The sequence below is a fragment of the Paenibacillus sp. GSMTC-2017 genome (assembly GCF_016019935.1).
Classification (GTDB): domain Bacteria; phylum Bacillota; class Bacilli; order Paenibacillales; family Paenibacillaceae; genus Pristimantibacillus.
Genome location: NZ_JAECMT010000002.1, coordinates 920,823 through 945,482 on the forward strand (window position 1 = coordinate 920,823; position 24,660 = coordinate 945,482).

Here is a 24,660-nt window from a genome sequence, read left to right on the forward strand (position 1 = left end):
CTCTACTACCTCAAGATGGCATAACGACCCGATACTATCACAGGAATCACGCCTAGAAGTAACACTCCAGTCAGGATCAAGACATATATCTCCCATACAAAATCAAACTTCCATGAGCCCGTTAATGCTAAACTATGACCCATTAATGTAAACATGGCTATTCCCGTCCCAATGATTACACCTATAACGGAAGTGATGATCGCCTCCCAACTGATCATCCAAAAGATTTGTGATCGAGTCATGCCAACCATTCGTAACTTATAAAACTCTCCCTTACGCTCCAAGGTGGAAAGCGTAATTGTGTTCACAATAGAAATTGCGATATATAGCCCAAGTATACCGATAAGCAAATATAATGCCCAAAGTCCTGACGAACCTTTCTGCTCCGAAAGGGCTATATATTCCTCTTTAGAAAATCCGGTAAGACTTGGAGATGTCTCTGCAAGAGCTTGAAGCTGTTGCAGCAAAGGATCTTCTTTACTATGGAGCGCAGCCAGCGTATCCACAAACACATAGGAGAATGACAATTGATCTTTATGTTGTCCGACTAAAGTATCGGATAACATTATGTCTCCGAGCATTGCAGTAGGTTGAAAAACAGCGGTAATCTCCAATGTCCAGGCAACCTTCTCTACCAAACGTACTTCGATAGCATCTCCGATCCCTAATTCAAATTCATCTGCAAGGTCGCTGCTAATTGCTGCTTTATTTTTCCGGATGTCCGTTAGTTGTCCTTCCACCGCCTCAACGTGAATAAAGTTTTCTAAAAATTGATCGTCAATTGCTGTGGCCTGGTATCCATAGTCATCAATATCTTCCTCAATATCCATTCCATCTGGTAACACATTTGCTTCTATATTTCTTATCCCGGTAACGGCTGATACCCCAGGAGTTTCACTAATCCTACGGAGCATAGCGTTAGGAATCCCATTTGAATCTTGAGTCGTATAAAAGTAATCTGCGGCAAATAAATCTTCCATTTTTTTCTTAGATATATCTACTTCATTTGCCTGTATAAACAAAAGCGTACAAGCGATCGTTACAATAACCATAACCGGAACCATCACTCCGGCTGTTCGCTTACGATTGTTAGCCAAATTCTCTTGTGCCATCCAGCCCGATACTCTAGATATAACAGAAGCGATTGCTCCGGGCAAACATCCGAGAAGACCAACCAACAATGGACCAAGCAGTGCGAAGCCAATCATAAGCAATAGGGCGACCAAAAATGAATACCCATCTTCCTCTAATTGAGGAAGGTTATACCACAGACTCCAACCCCCTACAAGAAAAAGAAATCCGGATAGTAGCCGGAATAGATCAATCCCGTGAGGATCTACTGAAGCTTCCCTCACGGCTTGAGCTGGACCGATACGTGAAACGCGTCGTAGCGAAGTTAACACGGATAACAAGGATATGCACAGACCGAATATAAAGGATACAACGAACGGTGTCATAGATAAATTCGGTTGCAAGTCCCCTTCGGAAATTCCAGTGCGAACGATTAATTCGGCAATGAGGTGGGAGAGGCAGCTACCAGCTAGACAGCCTGCTAATGATGCACAAATTGAGATAACTAATACCTCACCTGTGATCATGACACGGATTTGCCTTGGAGTAGCTCCGATGAGACGAAGTACACCAATTTCTCCGGTGCGTCGTGAAACGGAAAAAGCCAGCGTGTTTACTACGACAAAAATTGAAATAAAACCGATAAGGAAGCTTAGAAACCCGATAAAAGAAATGACGTTTTGATTTTGATTAGAATCCTCCCCAACACTTTCCAAAAGAATGCCTGACGTAGCGATCATCGCTACGGCGATCGATATAGCTACGAACATACCAATGTAATGGATAAGACGGAAACGAACAGATAATAAAATAAAGCAAACCATCATCTCCCCTCCAGTCGGTTCATCCGTTCCATTATTTTCGCAGTTGTAGGTGCTTCGATTTCTCCCGTTACTTGACCGTCTGCCATAAAAATGACCCGATCCGCAAATGACGCAGCATTCGGATCATGTGTGACCATAACTAAAGTTTGCTTTAGATCGACTACAGTCTCACGAAGCATCTCAAGAATGTCCATGCCTGTGTGCGTATCCAGTGCTCCGGTCGGTTCATCAGCAAACACAATATCAGGCTTGGTTATAAGCGCACGTGCAACGGCGACCCGCTGTTGCTGCCCTCCCGACATCTCGGAAGGACGATGATTAAGCCGACTTTCTAATCCTGTCTCCTCGACAAGTCTCCTGAACCAAGCCTCATCAGGCCGTCTACCAGATAATTTTAGTGGCAGTAGTATATTGTCCCGAGCGGACAGAGAATCGATTAAGTTGAATGCTTGAAATATAAATCCAATTCGTTCTCTTCTCATTAAAGTCATACGCGGCTCTTTCAATTTGTTTAATTGAATGTCGCCTAACCATACCTCACCAGAAGTCGGTTGTTCAAGACCGGAAGCGCATTGCAACATTGTACTTTTTCCTGATCCGGAAGGGCCCATAATTGCGTTGAATGAACCTGGAGAGAATTCGAGGGAAATATCATTTAGAGCGAATGCTGCATTTTTGCTGTTTCCATACCGCTTGGAAATCGCTGTGACTCGAAGGATTGGATTTACCGTATTTTTTGCCGTTAGCATATCGATGAACTCCTTATCTCTAATGGTGAATGACAGCAAACTTAACGTTTAAATATGTATCTTTTTTCGTAACAAGGCAATGCCTCCGATGCTATATAAGACACAAAACAGCACGTTTACCAGCATCGGTAAAAGCAAAAGCGGTTCGTCGTTCTTCATCACCATGATTCCAGAGAAAACTAATCCGATCTCCGCTTGTCCGTTCAAAGCCATCAGTACGTAGGTAAGCAAGGCTGGTGCAGGAAATAGGACGATAAAAACTGCGGTCGTGATGATAGTCCGGCATTTCTTCGCACACAATCCGGTCAATACAGAAAAAAAGGCCAATAAATGAATCGTAACTAACGTAACGAACAAAGAGCTTATAAAACCGATGTCCACATTGAGCCATCCATCCTGCAACAACCATTTCCTGCCCCAAAAAAGCAATGTAGAAACTAACAATATCGTGTCTACGAACAAAACAACGGTTAACTTAGAGAAAAAGATCAAACTTCGATTAATCGGCAACAGTAGCAATGAGTAATGCGTATTTTGTCTCCATTCATACATCCAAATCGCAAAGGAGAGAATGACTGGAACAAGGATGGCTGCAATAAATGCGCTCCAGCTAAGACCATAAAACCATAAAGATAATTTCTCGTTACCATAGCGGGACAATAGATATACAAGAATAAATTCAGTCACTCCAAAAAGGATAAACGTTAACGATATCCAATTACGGAAAGAACGGATATCGGTTTTTAACAATCTAATGTAAGCGTTCATAGATGCATCTCCATTATGATTTCAGTAAGTGTTTGTCCCCTACTCTCCTTCAATTCCTCCAAGTTCCCTTGTACGGCCAATTGTCCCTGGCGAACGAGCAATAGTTCGTCTAGGTAAGGCTCTACAACTTCGATTTCATGTGTAGCTATAACAATCGTTTGCTCTTCATCAATGAAGTCGTCGATAAGACTTTGCAGAATCTGTTGTCTGGAGTGCAAATCGATTCCTGATAACGGCTCATCAAGAAGCAGATAACGAGCTCTTCTACTTAAAGCTAATAGCAACTTAGCTTTTGCCAGTTCTCCTTTGGACAACGCCCGCAAACGAATATCAGGCTGAAGCTCGAAAGACTGCAGCAAATCTATCGCTTTCTTCTCGTCCCAATCTGCATAGAAGTCTTTCAAATAACTCATAGCATTGGCAATACTCATCCATGGATATAAGGTTTCAAGTTCAGGCAAGTAGGCTATTGAGCGATTCGTTTTCGGTGAAGGAGGATTCCCGTCAATCAGAATTTCACCACGATCCAGACGTATCAAGCCTGTGATGGCTTTCATGAGTGTCGATTTGCCCGAACGATTTGCCCCCAATAATCCCGTAATGCTGCAGGGGCGGATTTTCAAAGAAATTCCGTTAAGCACCGGTTTATGTTCGTAAAACTTTACGGCATCGTTAACTTCGATCAATGGAGATTCCACCTCCCAGTTTCAATTTCACCATCTGTAAAATCTCTTCGTCGGAAGCCCTTAACGTTTTCATTTCTATTACAAATTGCGAAGATAATTCGTCGAGGATACTTCTCTGTAGCGCCAATATAATTTCAGAGTTTTCGGTAACGATGCTACCACTCCCCCTTAAAGTCGTAATCCATCCGTTATCCTCCATTTCTTTAAAAGCCCGTTGAACCGTGTTTGGATTGACACCAAACGTTTTGGCCAAGTCTCTACGTGGAGGCATAGCAGCCCCCGGAGGAAAGTCGCCGCTTGCAATTTGTTTTTTGTAATAGTCAACGATCTGCGAATAGATCGGCTCTTTAGAATTAAATTCCATCATAAACATCCCCAATATTGTATTAAGCCCTTAATACAATTCCGAGTATAATATAATTCGTAAAATAATGTCAATACGTCGGCTCCTGACAAAAATGCAATAAAGCTACCACCGAAGCAATTCCGGCGACAGCTTGTATGCTGATCATTTCTCCACTGACGTAGATTAATTAATCGAGTGGTTACTTACATTGAAGTTCATGACTGGCTCACCAGTTACTGTACACCTTCCTAGTGAAGATCCTATTCGTAAAAAAAAGCAAAAAAAAGGACAACCAATGGCCATCCTTATCATTTTCATTTGTAATAAAACATTTAGTCATTTTGAACAATATTATTGTTTTTGCCTTGATCCTTAATATTTTTTGGTTTATTGCTCTTAAATCGATTTTCCAATACTAAATTAGCAGTATGAGGGTCATGGATAAAAACGCCGTTGTTCCCGTTTTTCTCGACTTTATTTTGCTGAATGTCATTAAAATCCGAAAAAACCGCTACGCCGCTTCGCTCATTGTTTTTGATACCATTGTTGAGTGCCATATTATAATTAAACGTGAACAGCAAGCCGTTTTTTTGATTACCTTTGACTTTGCTGTCTATAATAAAATTATTATTGCTGCGGGCGAAAACTCCGTTATCTCTGTTTTGTTTGAGCTTATTGTTAAAAAAAAGATTATTGTCTGACCCACTTATCATAATTCCATCGCTCTTATTGCCAGAAATTCGATTCCCTACGATTGCATTATGAAAACTGAGGCCGATGTCTAATCCGTGTAATGAATGATTTAGCAGCCTATTTCGAAGAACCCAGTTCCCCTTTGAATTGCTAATCTGAATACCACTACCCGCTTCAACATTTCCAATCCGTTCGATCTTGTTCCTCATCAGCAGATTACCCACCGAACGATTCACATATATACCAAATGGTTTAACTTCTCCTTTGACACCGCTTATTTTGCTGACTTCGTTCTCCAAGATACGGTGTGATTTTCCGTTACTAATTCTTATACCTCCAAACAAATAGTTCTTTATCTTAAATCCGCTGATTTCCACGCCTGCTACATTATTCAAACCGAATGCTTCCTGCAAAATAAATCTTCCGTCTAGAACAGCTCGATGCTTATGTTTAGCAATGATTCGAAGGTTGTTTTTGTCGCTTCGAATTTTCACGTTTTCGTGGTAAGTTCCTTTATGCACCAAAATAACGTCCCCTTCAACCGCTAAAGCAACCGCATCCCGAATCGCCGTCTGGCTACCCGGAAACACTTCGATGATCGCCATTCCTAACACCTCAATTAGTCAGAGTTTACTATTTCGTATTAGTAAATTCTTATAAGGGCAATAGTGAAACGGCCTACTGACTATGGAACTTCGCCTTTTTTCACAATTAAAATGACTACCGCATGTATGAGTTAAACCGCTGCTTCCTTTAATTCCTCTAGATCCTCTTTTGTAAAACGGTACGTTTCATTACAAAATTGGCAATTTGCTTCAGCTTGTCCATCTGTCTGAATCATGTCGTGAATCTCTTCACTTCCTAAGCTGACTATGGCATTGGACACTCTCTCTTTGGAGCATTGACACTGGAACTGTATGGGCATTCTCTCTAGAAATTTCACATTTCCAACACCGAGAACTTGCTCTAGTATTTGCTCCGTAGTCATCCCTTTCGTAATCATTGCATTTATTGGAGCCATTACTTTCAGACGTTCTTCAATTTCGTTTATTATCTCATCATCTGCACCAGGCATAAGTTGAATAATGAAACCGCCGGCTGCTTGAATAGTGTTATCTGGATTAACAAGAACACCGACTCTTACAACAGACGGAGATTGTTCCGAGTTTGTAAGGTATGAGGTGAAATCTTCTCCTATCTCACCCGACATAAGAGGGATTTGCCCCATAAAAGGTTGCTTTAATCCAACATCTTTCGAAACTGTCAGCATACCGTTCCTTCCAACAGCTCTTTGCATATCTGAATATTCATGGTCATTGAAATCCAACTGGAATTGAGGATTGGTAACTAGACCTCTAACGTCCCCTATCGCATTTGCATCAACAATAATCGTTCCTATTGGACCTCCACCAGCAATTTTTATCGTTAAGTTTTCTTCGTCCTTGAGCATAGCACCGAGCATTGCACTAACAGTCATAGCACGTCCGAGTGCATCCGATGCTATTGGTGAAAGATGATGGCGACGATGAGCTTCCCCTACTGTTACTGTTGTATTAACAGCATACGCACGCACTTGATTATCGAGTGCTAACGCTTTTACTAAATAATCTTGCATTTCTTTTCCCCTTCTTCATTACCATTGTTAAAATAATTCTTTGGCCAATAAGCGGTAAACATCCAGTCGCTTCTCTTGTGAATGAGGAATACTGCAAATCATCGCTTCGTCAAAACCATAATAATTCTGCTCTTCTTGTAATAATGTTGCAATTTCTTTCGCAGAGCCCACCAAATGGATTTTTCTATTTTCTTTAATAGTCATTCGATCTATTTCCGACAACGGAAAATCACTAGCTTCCTCAGGGGTCAAAACTTGTCCGATCTTACCCTTCATAAACATTAAACGCCAAATATCTTGAGGCATTGCCTCAAATTCTGCTTCTTCTTTTGTTTCGGCTGTAGTCACCATATAGGAAACATTGATTTCTGGCTTCTCCATAAAAATAGAAGGTTGAAAACTCTTTTTGTATGAATCTAAAATTTCTTTAGTCATCTCACCATTAAAAAATTGTGCAAAAGAATAACCAACACCTCTGAACCCAGCCTGAACAGCACTGTTACCACTTGAACCGAGCAGCCACGCTTCTGGTAATACAACTTTAGACGGTGTTGCAATTGTTTTTTTATACAACTCATCATCAGGTACTTCGTCGTTCATCAACTTCAGTGTATTATCAAATTTTTTGTACATATTGTTCGTCATCGGCTGACGTCCTTCTGATAATGCAAAAATAGAGTAATTATCCCCTCCGGGAGCTCTACCAGCGCCAAAATCAATACGGCCAGGAGAAAATGCACTTAGCGTTTTAAACACCTCAGCCAATTTCAAAGGAGAATAATGCATCATCATCACTCCCCCAGTTCCTAAACGAATATTTTTTGTTTTCGCTGCCATATGGGCTATCGTAATCTCAGGAGCCGAACTCGCGAACACATCTGTTGCATGATGTTCCGCCATCCACATGCGATGGTAGCCTAATTCATCTCCTAAAAGGGCTAACTCTTGAGCCTTTTTCAAAGCATCTGCTGCTGTATTTCCACTAGTAACAGGAGCTTGATCTAATATACTTAATCTCATCTAGTTATCATCCTTCCAGCTAGCTTATTCTTTCTTTGAATCAACTTCTTTTTCTGTACGCAATTTATCCGGTGTTACATCATTTCCAAGTGCATCAAGCACGGTTAAGCCTGTGAAAGTGTTAATTACTTGTCCGCGAATTTCTCTTAAGTAATCTTCGCGCAACACTTGTTGCTCAACCCACTCTGCATTTGTTAACCCTTCTTCTCGCTGTTTTTTCGCTAATTCATTAATACGACCTAAACTTTTAATCATTATGCTTCTCCCTTTTCTTATCAGCGATAGATTCTATATTTTAAGTTTGTACTCAATTAGAAACTTACTTTGCCATTACAAAACCATTTTTTCTTTTACCCATTGTTGTAACAATTGCATTTTTGGTTGAAAGCCAACCTTTATGTCTTCATTCAAAGATGCAATCGTTTCGCGCTTCAGCACAGACTGCCATGATGACTCGGCTTCTTCCATTAAATCTGTTAACAAGCAGCATCCACCCTCATCTAAGTCAAGCATGCCATGCAATACACCACTAGACGAATAAAGAGATTGTTGTCCCTCTATTGCAAGATAAACATCGTAAATCCGAATATCTTCAGGTTTTTTTCGAAGTTTAAACCCGCCTTTTACCCCTGGTACTGAAATAATCAAATCTGCGCTAACTAACTTTCTTAACAATTTTTGAAAATATGTTGGTGAAGCCCCCAATTGTTGGCTAATCGCTTCCCCAGGTAATACCGCTTTATCCGGCAACATGTTAAGGATAAGGATGGCATACACGGACTGCTCAACTCCCGTTTTCATCTGCATTGCAATCACCTCCTTCATTTTTATTAATCTTTTAAATGTAATCCACTCAATGTTAAACAAACTAAAGTGGATAATGATTGTCCGCTTTAGTTTAACTTATCGTTATATAAAAGTAAACCGTTCTATGGTGCTGACTGCTCACACCATAGTATGCTTCATTCCTTCCTTGCTGACGAAGCTATCGGGGGTTATTTCCCTCTAAGCTATCCATCAAATAAAAAACGCAACCCTTTTCAGGATTACGTTTGTGCATTATTATTGGTGGAGTCTAGGGAATGAGGGGAATGAGAATCCCTAATCTCGCATACTTATTATTTTAAGTTCATTGCTTTCAATAATAGGCTTGGAATAACCTTTTCTTGCCGCCTCGATCATGGCCTTTCCTATTTGTTCAGATGTTATGACACTATTAATTTTCAATAATAACGAATTCAAAGGTTTCAGTACGTCATAAAAAAATTGATACCATTTTGTTTTTGATTTCACACCATGTAATGGTATGATCGCACCTGGGCGAAACATATAAGCCTCCTTAAATGGAAGCTGCAGTAACGCATTTTCGGTTTTCCCTTTTACTCTTGCCCACATAGAACGCCCCTTTTCGGAACTATCTGTCCCACTTCCTGAAACATATATAAACGTCATTTGAGGATTCAATCTTGCTAAAGTGTTGGCAACGGATAGCGTATAATCATACGTTATTTTTATATATTCCTCTTCCTTCATACCTGCAGAAGAAACCCCAAGGCAGAAAAAACAAGCATCGAATCCAGTTATTTTATTTTCTATCGATGATAAATCAGATATATGATTAAGCTCAATTTGATTTAGTTTTTTATGTTGCTGAGCTGTACGATTTCGACCAACCGCAACAATTTCCTGAACTTCTTCATCTAATAAACATTCCCTGAGCGTACTTTGACCAACCATACCAGTAGCCCCAAATATAATAACCTTCATTTAGTTAGCCCCCTCCTGAACCACAAACTTATTGTGACTACCAGTTTGATACGCGAACATCCGCCTTCAACCATTTCTCCCAGTTAGGATCTTCAAGCTTAAGCAGACTTAATGTAATCCCCTTCATATCCAAGGATGTCAGGTGCGAACCTACTTTAAAGAAACGGGCATCGATGCCTTCCAGTTGGATCAAACGCCTGATATCATTGGCGAAAATATATTGCTCCATTAAGGGAGTTGAACCTAAACCATTAATTAAGAAGGCAAACTTATCTCCTTTTTTCCAGCGGTAAATGCTTTTCAGCTTGTTCATTAATTCAATCGCAATCTTCTCGGAAGAATCGAACGTCTCTTTGCGGTAACCTTCTTCTCCATGAATTCCGACGCCAAAATAAACTTCGTGATCCTCCAGAGTAAACGAAGGCTCCTTTTGAAACGGGTTATGAGCAGGCGTCAGTGCAACGCCCAACGTATGTAGATGGCTAACGACAGAAGTACCAATCTCCTTCAGCTCATGCAAAGAATATCCTTCCGTTGCTGCCGCACCGACGATTTTATGCACAAAAACAGTACCTGCTACTCCTCTTCTTCTTTTGTTAAACGTAGCATCGTTTTCAATAGAAACATCATCGTTCACAATAATATGATCGACAGATCTGCCTTCTTTTGTAGCGATAGATTCGGCTGTTAAGAAGTTGTCCACATCCGCTTTGAAATTTTTCACAATCATCAGGATTCTTTGACTTTTATCCACCTTATGGATCGCAGCCAATATTTGTTCCGGCGTTGGAGAAGTAAAAATCGTTCCACTAACCGCTATAGAGAGCATTCCGTCCCCAACGTAACCGAAATGCGCGGGTTCGTGACCGCTACCACCGCCACTTAAAAGAACAACGTTCTGTCCAATGTCCCCTAGGTCTTTTCGATAAATAATGTGATGCTCTGAATCATAGTCAACTCTGTCTTTGTGTTCAAAATAATATCCCTGCAACATATCATCAACTATATTTTGGACTTCGTTTGTAATTCTTTTCATCATTTCTCCACCTTATGGTTTGCGGATAGCCGCAGGGATAATAATAATTGATCATGAATGATCATTTTCATCAAAGACGACATGACTGACGGATCAACCACGCAATCATTACTTATCCAATCTTTGATTGTGCCCCCAAATCCATGACTATAAAAAGAGGCTAAAAAACTTTTTTTCTCTTCGGAAACACTTACCCCAGCGCCAACCGACAGTTCATCGATAATTTTAATATATAAGTTTTTTGTATGTTCAAATAAATATTCGTTAAACGAATTTTGCTCGACAACCTTAAACGCATTTCGATAAAACCGTTGATTTTCATAAAAATAGCGGAATAACTGATTAAAAATATTTTCCCACTTCTCATATTCAATAAAGTCGGTGATGTTCTCCTTCGTTTCTTCTTTATAGATCCATCCTAGTAATTCATATTTATCTAGGAAATGATAATAAAACGATTGCCTTCGCATCTGACAGTTTGACATGATGTCGCTAACCGAGACTTTATGGAACGATTCTGTCTCCATTAGTTCTTTTAATGATTTTGCAATCATTTTTTTTGTAATGATCGATGAAGTCATTCCAACCATCCTTTCGCTCCAATCTAATAGTAACAAAATCTGTTCATAAAGTTAAACACGTTCATTTTTTGACAGATGCGTTTATTTGTCCGTTTACCATAAAGCGCTTTCACTTTAAAATAGGCAGTAGCAAAACTAATCATAATTTCGGACTTCGTCCATGTTCAAATGAGGAGGCAACTCAAGTGAAAAAAATCATGAACAAACCTGAAAATCTCGTATTGGAAATGTGTAACGGAATGGTACTGGCGCATCCGGAACTGGAATTTTTGAAAAAATATAAAATTATAAAGAAAAAAGCGATCAATGAAAATAAAGTAAGTCTGATCAGTGGTGGCGGCAGCGGACATGAACCAGCTCATGCGGGATTGGTAGGTAAAGGTATGTTGGATGCTGCTGTATGCGGCGACGTATTCGCTTCTCCTTCGCAAATTCAAATATATCAAGCCATAAAGGCAACTGCTAGCCGCAAAGGCGCCCTGATGATTATTAAAAATTATAGTGGCGATATGATGAATTTCAAAAACGGCGCGGCATTGGCAAAAGAAGAAGGCATTCAGGTAGAATACGTTCGAGTGGATGATGATATTGCAGTCGAAGACAGCTTGTATACGGTAGGCCGTCGCGGTGTTGCAGGAACTGTACTCGTTCATAAAATTGCTGGGGCTGCCGCGGAAGAAGGCAGAGATCTCGAGCAAGTTAAGGAAGTAGCAGAAAAAGCAGCCGCAAACGTACGAAGCATTGGCGTTGCCCTTACTTCATGTACGGTTCCCGCTAAAGGATCACCTACGTTCACGTTGGGTGCAGACGAAATCGAATATGGGGTCGGCATTCATGGCGAACCGGGAATTCGAAGAGAAAAAATGATTTCCGCGGACGAATTGGCAAATCGAATGACGAACGATCTTTTGAAAGATTTAGAAATAGATAGCGAAGATCAAACGGAAATTGTTATCTTGGTCAATGGTTTCGGTGCAACTCCGCTACAAGAGCTCTATCTGTATCACAATTCGGTTATGCGGGAAATGCATCAAAGAAAGATCCAAGTTCATCGCTCCTTTGTCGGCAATTATATGACAAGTATTGATATGGCAGGAATTTCGTTAACCGTCATGCAGTTGGACGAAGAATTAAAAACATTGTTATCTCATGAATGTGTAACGCCTGCTTTTAGAGTGGACGGGCCTGTAGAGAGTGTTTCTTACGTTGAACATGTTGAGCATGATGAAGCAATTCCTGTTTCCTTTGAGACAGAGACTTCGGAAACTCACGCGATCATCAAAGACGATGTGCTTACTCTAGAAAACATGATTTATCTTGTTGATAAAATGAGTGAAGTCATTATCAAAAATGAAATACCCTTCTGCGAACTGGATTCGCATGCGGGCGACGGTGACTTCGGCATGAGTGTTGCCAAAGGATTCAAGCAATTAAAGCGGGAGTGGCGCGAAATTCTAAGCCAACCTCAATTAACCATCGGAACGTTCCTTCAATCTTGTTCGATTGTTATTATGGAATATTGCGGCGGCGCATCTGGCCCAATCTGGGGTTCAGCTTTCCGTTACGCAGGTAAAGCTGTCGACGGGAAACTTGAATTGACTGTCGGTGAATTTGCCGACATGCTGCAGGCTGCTGTCCATGGAATTCAGGCTACTGGGGAACGCTCTTTCGGAAGAGGCGCAGTAGTAGGAGATAAAACGCTCGTGGATGCGCTAGTACCTTGTGTTCAATCGTGGTTAGAAAGCAACACCGCAGGTGACTCGTTCAAGACGGCCTTTGAAAAAGGCGCAGCAGCGGCTGTCGAAGGTGCGGATAGAACAAAAGAAATCGTAGCTCGCATGGGACGTGCCGGTACTGTAGGAGAAAGAAGTCTCGGTTATCCAGATGCTGGAGCTCACGGTTTAGGAGTTATATTTACAGAGCTTTCGCGTTCTTTAAGATAGGTTAAACGGAGAACAAGTGAATAGAAAAAATATGCGCCGAATGACGGTGAAGCCTGTTGAGAGTCTCGACAGGCTTTTTTTCGTTGATATAGGTATAAAGTTCCGAATCTTGATTGTATGTTGATGAAGTTCGATGAGGACTTTTAGTGATAGATTCAGACGCCGTGCTAGTCCGTTTGAAGCTATTTCTTCGAGCTTATTCTCTTCCACTCCCTTCCGTTCAGGTGAGCGCTCTAGCATATGGGGGGATTGCACACTCCAAAACATCGACCTTTAATCATTACGTTATGCAGGAAGCACATTTGAATTTATACTTGTTAATACCGTCGTTTTCAATGATGTTATCAAATTCAGTTTCAACTCTTCAAAAGTAACTTGAGAATTGCTTTGTAGTGACTTCTCAGCTTCATTAATGTATCGCAATATCGATAGACGTGTTAGTTCTTTAAGTTCCACTAATTCATTTATCCCTATATTCACATCGATACCTTCATGTGTTGATTCAGATCTATATCTGTAGAATGATTTTAGCTTGTAATAAATGTTCTTAATATCCGCATCATCTTTTCCTACTAATACAGCGACCATCTTTGATAATGTTTCTTTCTTTTTTTGTTGATTGCGAGGAAGTAACATTATCTCTAATACTGAAATCAGTTGCTCAAAGCTTTTGGCGTTATCTAATAACTTAAATGAGTATGTGAAGCCATCAATTATACTTTTAAGTATTCTATAAGATTGATTATAATCTGAAAGGAAATCGTTGATATCCCCTAATTCAGTTGTTTCAATCTTATACTTTTTTGTAATTAATGACTTAGCGTCTTCAATTAAAATAGTATTCAACTTATTAAAGTTAATATTGAAGTAGCTATATGAGAATTCATAGAAAACCTCAAATATTCCTATATCTAAATTCTTTAATAGCATTAATTTGGATATGATTCGATTTATTAATTCGAACTGTTCATCTTGAAAATCAACTAATTCAGGAAGATCCCCAAATTTATCAGTAATTCTTACAACACCGTTAGTAGCGAGTACGTCTGGACATCTAACTGTAAAATTAACTTCTTTTGTCAAACAAACAAAACTGGAACTGTCTGTATCATTAAGATCACTTTGCAGTTGCGACAAGTAATATTTATTATTAATTTTTTGATTTGCCAAGAGTATTTTGTCTTTATATTTAAAATCAGCTACACTAACTTTCTGAAAAGAAAAACCATCTACATCATTTATTTGTATTAAAGATACATCAGCTCCTAGTACTATACATGCAACCTTTACATTCACTTCTATCTCATCAGATACTCTAATAGAAACATCAGTCATTTATTTACCTCCAGTTTTTATATCTCATTGAGTTCTTTTCTTGCCATCAATTACCCAATTCTTTCAGGTTAAGCGATTAATTAACAAAATAAGTGTTGTTTTAGCTATTAGAACGAAGTTAACAAGAACAGAACTTATTATCTTCTGTTAATATGATCCCTTGATTCCTGACTAGTATAAAGCAGCACTAGACTCTTCTTCTCAGTAACCCTCATGAATATTACCTAACGTTTATTTCTTTTCTCTAATATTTTCTTATTAGTCTCCTTGGGTATAATCAGTAACTATTGTTAATCCTCTTAAACTCAAGTTTAAATAGTGGCGCACCTAAATCACTCGCTATATTACATAATCTTTCAACATTTAATGATGAACATTTTTCACCAACACAAATTTCCACAGATATGGCTTTCATAGAGGGCATCCCAATCGAAGCACGTCCCGCAGAACACTTAAATTCTTTCTCGTATTGCCAATTACTTTGTTTAATGTTCTGAAGTAATACCGTTGTATACACTATCCTCGAATCATCTATAATTATTCTCTTTCTTCCTAGGCTTAATTGCCGATGCTCTTCCTTCAAAACGTAGTCAATATGTTTCTCCATAATATCGGTAATATCTATTCTTCTGTCTGTATATTGAATGGGCAGGGTACATGCTATTAACTCATTATTATTTACCTCTTTCATATTGTAAACAACGCAAAAACCTTGATGATTATTTTCATAGTGCGCCCACATTGACATAGAGTTATATCCAGCGAAAAACTTCATCTTTATTTGAACAATGCTTCAAAATATCTATTGCCTTGATATAATTCAATGGACTTTCTCTACGATATTTTTCAACATCAGAATTATAGTTTTCCATTTTCAATCCAACATTTATAAATAAATTAAAGAGATTTAGAGAGAAAACATCAGAGTCCTATCACTCCTTAAATATTCTATATATAGTAGTTGTTCGATGTTTCTTGAAATATACCTCCCATGAATAATCAATTGTTCGACTCTGAAAGAAATGGCAGCATGTAGCATCAAAAAATACTGTGTAACGCTAATCCCAACATGATACAATTTCCTTTCGATCATAATTCATCTTCTTTATTATACTTATCGTGAATTCAATTTTTGCTTAGCCTCTTAGGTAAATGTAGCTCATGATGTGCTTTTCCATTCGAGCGACATGCTGCACTTTATATGTATAGTCTTCTACAATAAAAAACGGCATCTCTGCCGTTTAAGTTAACTTATTGGTATATCTGTACCTGATCGAACCGCTGACCTCTTCGCTACCAGCGAAGCACTCTCCTATGCGAGTCGGTTTTTACTACCAAATGTTAGTATCATTATACTTTTACAATCAATATTACGTTTTGAAAAAGGTAGTAAAACCAAAATTTATTACCCTCACATAAATTCCCATCACTTTAATATTTAAAAGTTTTATAAGTAATTAACCTTCTTAATATAAGCAATAATTTTATCTAAACCTTTAGTAAGATCATCAATCATAGCAAAATTGGGTTGCGGAATAATGCTTTGCTTTAAAAGATGTTTAACTTCAAAGTTGTTATAAATATATCTTGCAAGTTCATCCTTGTGCTTAATAGTACCACTTTCTGCTGACACTCCAATTAGTCCTCTATTTTCTAATATGCGACCTGCCCCTTCAGAATTCGAATATACATCCCAATCTACTACTAATGAAGTCCCTTTTATTTTGGAGGCAGGATGCTTTTCTCTTTGTGAATAAAAGTTTTTCATTAGTTCAGGATGAGTATAATTTTCTAGTTCTCTCCCTGTTAAGATCCAAAGATTTGGGATTTTATCAATTTCACTTTCAATGTCCGCTTCATTATCTACAACTGAATCCCTTAGTAGATAATGCGTTCTATTCTGTCTGTTCAACTCTTTTGCAATTCTAATAAATCGCTTGTACTTTTGGGAACCTACATTTGTACGATCAGAATCGATCATTACAAAAGGATTAGGGTTTACTTTGAGTACTTTTAATAGCGTGTCTTCTTCAATATCGTTAAGTGAAATTATTTCTTCTTCAAATGAGTAATGGGAGATTGTACTACCACCGGTCATAAGTAGAGAGTAATGAAGTCCCTCAAGTAAATACGAGCTCAGCTTACCTTGACTAATAAGATACTCACAATAGGTTTTAATCCAGGTACGTAGCCAAAAAACTTCAGACGGCCCCTCCACCCAAATAATACAATTACTTAATAAAACATCACCCGGAAGTACCCCTAATTCATTGCAAATTTCCCTGGCAATTCTAGCTCCAGAAGGATCTGAACCAACATGCTTAAAAAAACCACTAAATGAACATACTCCTTCAATTTTTTGAGAGCGATATAAATAATCTTCTTCGGTCGCTGTTTCTATCGCAACAGGTGAATGGGTAGAAATAATAAACTGAGCACTTCCTATTTGTTTTATAACTTTCATTACTTCTCTTACGAGACCGGGCTGCAGATGACTTTCAATTTCATCAATGATTATTAGCATCTTTCTATTACGAACAAGTTCCATCAACAATATATACAACATTGTATACCCTGTCCCGACTTCTTTTGAGGACAATTCCATATTTCCACTAAATGTGAAGATCAGTTCTTTTTGTTTAACATTTGATGATACAGCAACAGGTGCATCCAGATGAAGTTGCTTTTCAATATACTGTTTAACTTTATCTTTTGCTGTTCTTTTCTCAGAAAGGTGCTCTGTCTCATTCAGCCAGTTCACAAGTTCATATCCACTTACGGTCAGACTGTCATCACCAGCTCGATCAAAAGCCCGAATAGGATCAAATACTAATATACTATCTTGCAATATGTTGTATAAAACATTGCATATCTTCTCAACTTCTTCACCATTAATTCCGAAGCCATTTAAAAATTCTGGATTGAACACAACATCAAGATATTGGTTTGTGTTTGTCACTTCATGCGAACGTATTCCATTTATTGCTATACAAATATTCCCTAAGTATAACTTACCACTTTTATGAATTTGAATGACAATCTCTGTTTCTTTGAACTTTACTAGTTTATTTAGTTTTGGGTCTTGATACTGTGTGAGAGTTGAATTATTAATAGTAAATTCTATAACGATAGGCCTATTCGTATCTAAGTTGTAATAATCGTTATCTGTTATCTTCTCTGCAGCAAACTTCTTTGTATTTTTGAGCTGCCCGTCCAAACTGTATTGAAAAATTCTAACTATCCTAGCCAATAATGACTTCCCGGAATTGTTAGGCCCAACAATAAAAGTTGCATGATTTTTTTTTGCCAACAACAGTACTTGTTTATTTTTTAGTCCTCTATAGTGTTCGATGGTAATTTGTTTGATAAAATAAGACATCATTCGACATCCCACCAGCGGTGAATTGTGTCATGCACATTATATTTTTCAAGCCTTCTTTTCCACACCGAACTAAACTCAACATCGCTCGAATCTGGTTCAGGAGAAGGCGGCGTGATAATAACCTTCGTAGGTATAGTAACACATTCACCGGCAACCAAACACTCTCCATTTTGGAAAAAGGGAATCATACCCGATAGTGTGTTTAAATGATCAGGGAGTACATGATTTATAAAAGCTTGATCATTAGGATTAGTCACCCGTAGAACAAAGAAGTTTGAACACTGGGATACAATCGTTTCGCATAGATCAGATGGTCTTTGACTAATGATAAGTTGGTTAATTCCATATTTACGTCCTTCTTTTGCAATTCTGCCCAAATACTTTTTCGGGAGACGAGTAATAGCGTTTGACTCTTTAGGTATGTAATTATGAGCTTCTTCGAACACAAGATATAGTGGGAGTTTTTTTGGATTACGATCCCATAGCTTATACTCAAAGCATATACGAGATACAACTCCAATAATGATTGGCATAACCTCTGAAGGTAACGTCGATAAATTGAAGATAGTGAGTTGCGTTGTCTTTCTCCGAGATGGGACGGACAATAAACTCTCCATAAATGCATAAAATGCGGTAGATACGCCATAGTTTTTTGAGAACAAAAATTGGTAGCGTCGATCTGAATAAACACTTTGTAGTTTTTCAATTACTTGATCCAGCTCACCATAATAATTTTTATCTTGATGAACCTTATCATTCTTACCATCTCTAGGAACGTTGGTCTGGCCTGAACTAGGTAAAAAATCACCAGTATTTATGTCTATAGCAGGCTCGTTATCCGAACTCCAAATAGTCTTTTTGTTTAATTTTATTAACGTAGGCAACAATTCTTCAACAAAAGAGTAATAAAGCGGAGCATTAATGTTTACTTTTTTTATCTCTCCAACAGTCGATTTTAATTTTATATGTTCTTTCTCTTTTAATGATACTATGACTTCTTTTAGGATTCGAATACCATTACTATTCTTGTTAAGATCCACTTCACCTAGAAAAACAGATTGAAACTCATCGAAATTTAACAGCCAATACGGAATGTAAAGATCTTTAGAATCTATCTTATTGACTTTAAAGCTACCTCTTTTATTTGGAAAGGCATTGCCATACTCATCATGAGGGTCGAAAAATACAACATGACTATATGGATGACTTTTTAGAACATTTTGCATAATACTTGCTACAGTAGATGATTTACCTGATCCTGTTGAACCCAAAATCACAGAATGCTTTCCAAGAAACTTATCTATATGAATAGCCACTTCCTCTACCTGTACGCCGGATGCTTTTCCAATAATTATTCCAGCACCTTCATCCAATGCAAAAAGTTGCTTCTTCTCCTCAGGAGATAGCAAATAACAATTTGCATTAAACTTCGGATAATGTCCCGCTCCACGCATAAACTTCAATATACTTTTTTCATTTAAAGCTTGATATCCAATTACTTTTGCAACTGCAATAGCCTTGTTCTTTGTCTCAAAACTTGTTTGATTATTATATGGATCTTGCTCAAATGATGAAACCAGCTTAATTTCTTCAAAAATACCAAAATGCATTACATTATGAGTTGACGGTCCGCCAATTAGGAATATATCTCCCACAGTTCCTACATTGAGCTTGATATTTTTTCCTGCTTCTAAAACTTTTTCTTGCTCCAAGTTATCTCGTAGTACATCTTGATATATTTCTATGGTAACACTCATGCCTGTAATAGAAACTATTTGACCAAAGGGCTGGCTTTTCATTAATATATCCATAATGATTCACACTCCTCTAATACCTAAATCAATGTTACAATTATTGATTAATTATTCCTACATCTTAACTATAGATAGAGATTTTTAGATTACTAAATGAGAATCATTTGAAAGTAAGACCCTAACAAAGCACTCGATCTACAATATTCGCCAAAAAATTTCATAATCCTTCCATCTTAAAAGTTGAAATCCAATATTGAATAAAAATATATAGTAAATGATTAATCATCTATACTATACAAATGATTCAACCCCCATTCTAACGTGAATCTAAATCAAGAGTGCTTACTCATACTGCTCCCAAACTGAGCTACATAAAAGCACATCAAGATTAGGATTGTTAACGTTTATGTTTGGTTAGCCAAGGGGATTCCTTCTCATTAATAGACGCTCTCTCATGTGATTTCTAAATCTTGATTGTAGAATGCTAAGGTTTATACAGTGAAGAATTTTAGCTGTGGATTTAGACACCCTGCTCCTCCATTTAAGCATTCTATTAGTTGCTTATTCAACCATTCAGTCCGCGCAGACTGAATCCCTGTGTTCGTCCCCGTTCTGGGCTTCACCAAACTAATTTATCCATAACAGGGTGTCCGAATCTGGATCGTTCATCCCCCTCCTAGGCTATCCACCAAATAAATAAAAGTCCACGAAATTAATCGTGGACTTGAACGGTTTATTTTGGTGGAGCCTAGGGGCTCGAACCCCTGACCTCTTAGCTGCCAGCGAAGCGCTCTCCCGCATTAGGGTACTATACACCCAAAAATAGATATAGGGTTTCCATTATTTACAACATGTATAGTCTTAATTCATGAAGTGCTAACTAAAAAGCTTCCGTGTACTTTTTAGTTACTTGCTCATTTGCGCTAACATTTTCAATAAAACCTTCACAGCCTCAGTTCTTGTTGCATTGGCGTGATGGGGCGAATTGCTTATCACGTTTGCCTTGCACAATTCCTGCTTGCTTCACGTATGCAACGCTGCATTCGCCCACGTTGGAATGTCCTTGTCATCTGCGGGTCGAAAAGAAGAACAGCTCAAAACTAGCTGTAGCCGGGGGTGGGCAGTTTTAGTGTTTAAGCGTGTTAATGGCGCGTTAACTTGGATGGATACTAGATCAACATATGGTGAATTTTACGTCTACTATGTTTTACTATAATCGAATATGCTAGCCGATGTTACATAGAGATTTACATTGACTAACTGGAATTTTTTATGTTATATTTGCGCAAGTCAACGTGTCGAAATATGTAAAGGGGTTGGATATTTTGTCAATTATGTTGAAGAAATTTAGTTCTAAGAGATTAAAATTAATGGTTATAAGTTTATGTTTAATTGTACTTATTCTACCTACTACCGCATTAAGCAAATCAAACTTTGAAGGAGCGGAAAACATCGGATTAGGCGCTCAGCCTAATGCGACTGATGTTGGTGATTTTAATAAAGATGGACTACCTGATCTAGTAACTGCGAACTCGTATGAGAACCAGGTTTCAATTCTACTTAATGATCGTTCTGGTCTTTATCAGGAGAAACAGTATCCTGTTGGTATTAAGCCCAGTGATGTAGCTGTTGGCGATCTGAATGGGGACAACATCGTAGATATTGTAACCGCTAACAGTGGGGATGGAGCTAGTGATATTCATTCTAGTACGGTATCTGTATTGGTAGGTCAAGCAGGCGGGGAGTTTAAGTCCACAGTAACCTATAATGTCTATATCAATAGTGTTGACTACAACACATTTACGCCTAGTTCAGTAACGATAGGGGATTTCAACAAAGATTCATTTAAAGATTTGGCTGTAACTAACCGTGACTCGCTTACAAATGAACATCACATTGTATTGTTACTTGGTGAAGCTCCACAATCGGATGGGACGCTTATATATAGTGAGCCGATCCCTATTCGAGTAGGTTATGAGCCTAGTTCTATTACTTCGGGTGATACTAATGGGGATGGCAACTTAGATTTTATTATTACCCATAGCAACGAAGGGAAAGTTTCTATTTTAACTAATAATGGAAACTTGATGTCGATGTCAACTACTGAATATCCAATAGGGAACAACCCAAGAACATCTGTTATTGGAGATATGAATGGGGATGGTCATCCGGACATAGTTGCGGTTACTACTGGAGATTCGGCTGGAATCTCTATTCTTCAAGGTGACGGACAAGGGTCATTTACGTCTGCCGTTAAATTTAAGGCTAGCTGCCCAAATTCATACGTGCCTGCTCTCGATGATCCATACTCGCTTGCTCTCGCTGATCTAGACGGTGATGGTGATCTTGATTTGGCTGCTGGTTGTTCGGAGGCAACTCAAGTATCCATTTTATTAAATGAAAGTACAGGATCCGTGCTATCATTGCAAGCAGCTGTTCGATATGCTGTACAAGGTTCTTACTCTCAGGTAGCTATTGCTGATTTCAATTCTGATAATAAATTGGATGTAGTCGCTACAAATTATGATGAGTTTGGTAATAATGTGAATTTTTCCACTATTTTACTAGGTAGAGGGGACGGAACTTTACTTGCATCCGTTAATTATGATGTTAGTGGCAGTCAACCATCTTCAGTTACAAGTTTCGACTTTGACGGAGATCGGAATTTGGATATAGCAACTGCAAATTTTAATTCTAATAACATGTCCATCATGCGAGGTAATGGAAAAGGTCAGTTTGCAGCCGCCATTAATTATGTAGTTGGGAGTAAGCCTGCTCAACTTTTGTCAGTTGACCTTAACCTCGATGGTAAAAAAGACCTGGTCATTGCTAATTCTGGTGATAATACCATAACACGATTATTAAACGATGGGACAGGATCATTTATTAGCAAAAATTTTGTATCTAGCACCACATCTGGTTCTAAAGCTAGAACAATTACTGTTGCTGATTTTAATGGAGACAATAATCCCGATCTAGCTATAGCACATACAGGATCAAACCATCTAAGTGTGTTGCTTGGAGACGGTACTGGGGAATTTCAGATAAAAGATCATCCAGTTGATAATCGAATCGCCTCACCCGATTCCATCACTTCGGGTCATTTTAATGATGATGACAAGATCGATCTGGCTATAGCTAACAAGGGAACGAAGAAAGTATATATTTTGTATGGACAAGGGGATGGAACGTTTACCTCTGGTGACGAATACGGGGGCAGCAACGAACCAAGCGCGCTTGCTTCAGGTGATTTTAATCGTGATGGATGGGCTGATATAGCGGTTGCTATTAATGGTCCAACAGAATATTCACTTCATATTCTATTCGGTAATCAAACGGGTACATTTCGAGAGGAAACGATTTCTACTTTTTCGAGTCAGGCTTTTTCACTAGCAGTGGGTGATTATAACGGTGATAAGAAGTTGGATATTGCAGTTCCTACTTTATTACGTTCAGTATCTGTATTTATGGGCGATGGCACCGGCAGTTTTGGCTTGGAAAATAGTTATAGTACCGATGTCATGCCTCGGTCGGTTGCGGCTGGCGATTTTAATAACGATAGTAAAGATGATCTAGCTACGGCTAACTACTATGCCGACAATGTCACGATTATCAAAAGTTTCCCTCCTAAAGTTCCGGAAAGTGAACCATCAGTTACGCAACCAGATAACCCAAATCCAGTTAACACAATTCCAGATAACCCAATTATATTAGATGATGTAAAGCTAGATAAAATAGCGACGTTAAAAGAAGTAGTTGTAGGAGGACAATCAACGACGATTGTGTCCCTTGATACTGAGAAATTGATTGCTGTATTGGAAGGTAAAAACAATCAATCAATCATTATTCCAGTAACTTCTAAATCAGAAGTAATCCAGACAGAATTGAACGGTAAAATGATTAAATCATTGGAGAAGACAGATACAGTTATAAAAATTGACACCAATGATGCTATGTATACCATCCCATCGAAACAGCTAATGATTGATCAAATCGCGTCTCAATTCGGTAATAACGTGAAGCTAGAAGATATTAAGTTAAACATTCGTATAGGAAAACCTACTACTGAAAGTAGGAAGTTGGTTGATTCTGCCGCCGCAAACCAAAATGTGACTTTGGCTGCTCCAGCGATTAATTTTGAAATTATAGCTATGTATGAAGATCGTTCCATTAAGATCGATCGATTCGATAGTTACGTGTCACGTGAGATTGTATTGCAGAATTTAACCGATCCCACTCAAATAACAACTGGCGTTGTATTGAATAAAGATGGAACAATATCCCACATTCCAACAAATGTATTTACAAAAGACGGCAAACTACATGCCGTAATGAATAGCTTAACGAATAGTACCTATTCGATTATATGGAACTCGAAGAAATTCGCCGATGTGCAAGGACATTGGAGTCAAAATGATGTCAATAATATGGCTTCGCGCCTCATTGTTGATGGTGTTACAGCAACAACCTTTCAACCTGATCAAGATATCACTCGTGCAGAGTTTCTCGCGATTGTTGTTAGAGCAATGGGCTTGAAGTCAGTTGAGCAAATCAACTTGCCACAGGATGTGAAGCCCTCAGATTGGCATGCATCTGTTGTACAGGCGGCTTTAACATATCAACTTGTTCAAGGTTTTGAGGATAATACGTTCAGACCTGATCAGAAGATAACAAGGCAAGAAGCCGCTGTGATCTTATCTAGAGCGATGGAGATCACTTCGCTTGCGACGACCGTGACGGATGCCGAAACGAATAAAGCATTAAGTTCGTTTAAAGACAGTCAACAAGTTTCTGGTTGGGCGAAGAAAGCAGTAGCACTTATGGTTATTAACAATATCATGCAAGGCAATAATCAACATCTTACAGTTGCAAATCACCTATCCCGTGCACAAACTGCTGCAATTGTAACAAGATTTTTACAGCAAGCAAAGTTGATTAATAAGTAATCACATAATGAGAACCGCGGACTTTTCCTCGACTTTTAATGGAACAGCGAAATGCCTTCTAAAGACATTCAACTAACAAAGAGAAACTGCCCAAAACTGGCTGTAGCCGAGGATGGGCAGTTTCTCTTTGTTATAGCTGAAAAC

General features: G+C 38.6%; 19 protein-coding genes. 2 read left to right on the plus strand and 17 right to left on the minus strand.

The features are described from left to right. Positions 1-5: 5 nt before the first annotated feature. The 13 genes from I6N90_RS11650 to dhaS form a co-directional block, all read right to left on the minus strand. Entirely contained in the window at positions 6-1,898 is a 1,893-nt protein-coding gene (locus I6N90_RS11650; protein WP_232242875.1) for an FtsX-like permease family protein, read from the minus strand. Next, positions 1,895-2,644, minus strand: coding sequence for an ABC transporter ATP-binding protein (locus I6N90_RS11655; RefSeq protein WP_197935659.1), 750 nt, complete (start codon positions 2,642-2,644; stop codon positions 1,895-1,897). Before I6N90_RS11655 ends, I6N90_RS11650 begins: the two co-directional genes overlap by 4 nt. Positions 2,645-2,692: 48 nt before the next feature. Next, complete coding sequence (locus tag I6N90_RS11660) at positions 2,693-3,412, minus strand: hypothetical protein (protein ID WP_197935660.1); 720 nt, start codon at positions 3,410-3,412, stop codon at positions 2,693-2,695. After that, entirely contained in the window at positions 3,409-4,098 is a 690-nt protein-coding gene (locus tag I6N90_RS11665) for an ATP-binding cassette domain-containing protein (RefSeq protein WP_197935661.1), read from the minus strand. The genes I6N90_RS11660 and I6N90_RS11665 overlap by 4 nt, the downstream gene beginning before the upstream one ends. Then, a complete protein-coding gene (locus I6N90_RS11670) occupies positions 4,085-4,465 on the minus strand; it encodes a GntR family transcriptional regulator (protein ID WP_232242876.1) in 381 nt (126 codons plus the stop codon). Before I6N90_RS11670 ends, I6N90_RS11665 begins: the two co-directional genes overlap by 14 nt. Positions 4,466-4,776: 311 nt before the next feature. Then, positions 4,777-5,742 carry a right-handed parallel beta-helix repeat-containing protein gene (locus I6N90_RS11675; protein ID WP_197935663.1) on the minus strand — a complete coding sequence of 322 codons (966 nt, stop codon included), beginning with the start codon at positions 5,740-5,742 and terminating at the stop codon, positions 4,777-4,779. Between the two features lie 131 nt (positions 5,743-5,873). Then, on the minus strand, positions 5,874-6,752 hold the full coding sequence (gene hslO, locus I6N90_RS11680) for an Hsp33 family molecular chaperone HslO (RefSeq protein ID WP_197935664.1): 879 nt from the start codon (positions 6,750-6,752) through the stop codon (positions 5,874-5,876). A gap of 27 nt (positions 6,753-6,779) precedes the next feature. Continuing rightward, the gene (locus I6N90_RS11685) at positions 6,780-7,772 is read right to left on the minus strand and encodes an LLM class flavin-dependent oxidoreductase (protein ID WP_197935665.1); all 993 of its coding nucleotides are present in this window, start codon (positions 7,770-7,772) and stop codon (positions 6,780-6,782) included. Between the two features lie 24 nt (positions 7,773-7,796). Then, the gene (locus I6N90_RS11690; protein ID WP_197935666.1) at positions 7,797-8,027 is read right to left on the minus strand and encodes a DUF896 domain-containing protein; all 231 of its coding nucleotides are present in this window, start codon (positions 8,025-8,027) and stop codon (positions 7,797-7,799) included. 75 nt (positions 8,028-8,102) lie between these two features. Continuing rightward, positions 8,103-8,579 (minus strand): RrF2 family transcriptional regulator, encoded by a 477-nt coding sequence (locus I6N90_RS11695; protein WP_197935667.1) that lies wholly within the window; start codon positions 8,577-8,579, stop codon positions 8,103-8,105. 294 nt (positions 8,580-8,873) lie between these two features. Next, the gene (locus tag I6N90_RS11700; RefSeq protein ID WP_197935668.1) at positions 8,874-9,539 is read right to left on the minus strand and encodes an NAD-dependent epimerase/dehydratase family protein; all 666 of its coding nucleotides are present in this window, start codon (positions 9,537-9,539) and stop codon (positions 8,874-8,876) included. A gap of 37 nt (positions 9,540-9,576) precedes the next feature. Beyond that, positions 9,577-10,575 carry a DhaKLM operon coactivator DhaQ gene (gene dhaQ, locus I6N90_RS11705; RefSeq protein WP_197935669.1) on the minus strand — a complete coding sequence of 333 codons (999 nt, stop codon included), beginning with the start codon at positions 10,573-10,575 and terminating at the stop codon, positions 9,577-9,579. Next, positions 10,575-11,156: a dihydroxyacetone kinase transcriptional activator DhaS gene (dhaS, locus tag I6N90_RS11710; RefSeq protein WP_197935670.1), complete on the minus strand. Its 582-nt coding sequence runs from the start codon at positions 11,154-11,156 to the stop codon at positions 10,575-10,577. Before dhaS ends, dhaQ begins: the two co-directional genes overlap by 1 nt. Before the next feature lie 185 nt (positions 11,157-11,341). Between dhaS and dhaK the strand changes: the two genes are divergently transcribed. Beyond that, positions 11,342-13,099, plus strand: a complete 1,758-nt coding sequence (dhaK, locus tag I6N90_RS11715) for a dihydroxyacetone kinase subunit DhaK (RefSeq protein WP_197935671.1) — start codon at positions 11,342-11,344, stop codon at positions 13,097-13,099. 285 nt (positions 13,100-13,384) lie between these two features. Here the strand turns inward: dhaK and I6N90_RS11720 are convergent, their stop codons facing one another. The 4 genes from I6N90_RS11720 to I6N90_RS11735 all read right to left on the minus strand — a co-directional run bounded on the left by I6N90_RS11720 (position 13,385) and on the right by I6N90_RS11735 (position 19,627). Next, complete coding sequence (locus I6N90_RS11720) at positions 13,385-14,434, minus strand: hypothetical protein (RefSeq protein WP_197935672.1); 1,050 nt, start codon at positions 14,432-14,434, stop codon at positions 13,385-13,387. Positions 14,435-14,711: 277 nt separating this feature from the next. After that, positions 14,712-15,209, minus strand: a complete 498-nt coding sequence (locus I6N90_RS11725) for a DUF2971 domain-containing protein (protein ID WP_232242878.1) — start codon at positions 15,207-15,209, stop codon at positions 14,712-14,714. 672 nt (positions 15,210-15,881) lie between these two features. Continuing rightward, complete coding sequence (locus I6N90_RS11730; RefSeq protein WP_232242880.1) at positions 15,882-17,816, minus strand: ATP-dependent nuclease; 1,935 nt, start codon at positions 17,814-17,816, stop codon at positions 15,882-15,884. After that, complete coding sequence (locus I6N90_RS11735; RefSeq protein ID WP_197935675.1) at positions 17,813-19,627, minus strand: ATP-binding protein; 1,815 nt, start codon at positions 19,625-19,627, stop codon at positions 17,813-17,815. Before I6N90_RS11735 ends, I6N90_RS11730 begins: the two co-directional genes overlap by 4 nt. Before the next feature lie 1,313 nt (positions 19,628-20,940). Between I6N90_RS11735 and I6N90_RS11740 the strand changes: the two genes are divergently transcribed. Continuing rightward, positions 20,941-24,516, plus strand: coding sequence for an FG-GAP-like repeat-containing protein (locus tag I6N90_RS11740; protein WP_197935676.1), 3,576 nt, complete (start codon positions 20,941-20,943; stop codon positions 24,514-24,516). Positions 24,517-24,660 lie beyond the last annotated feature (144 nt).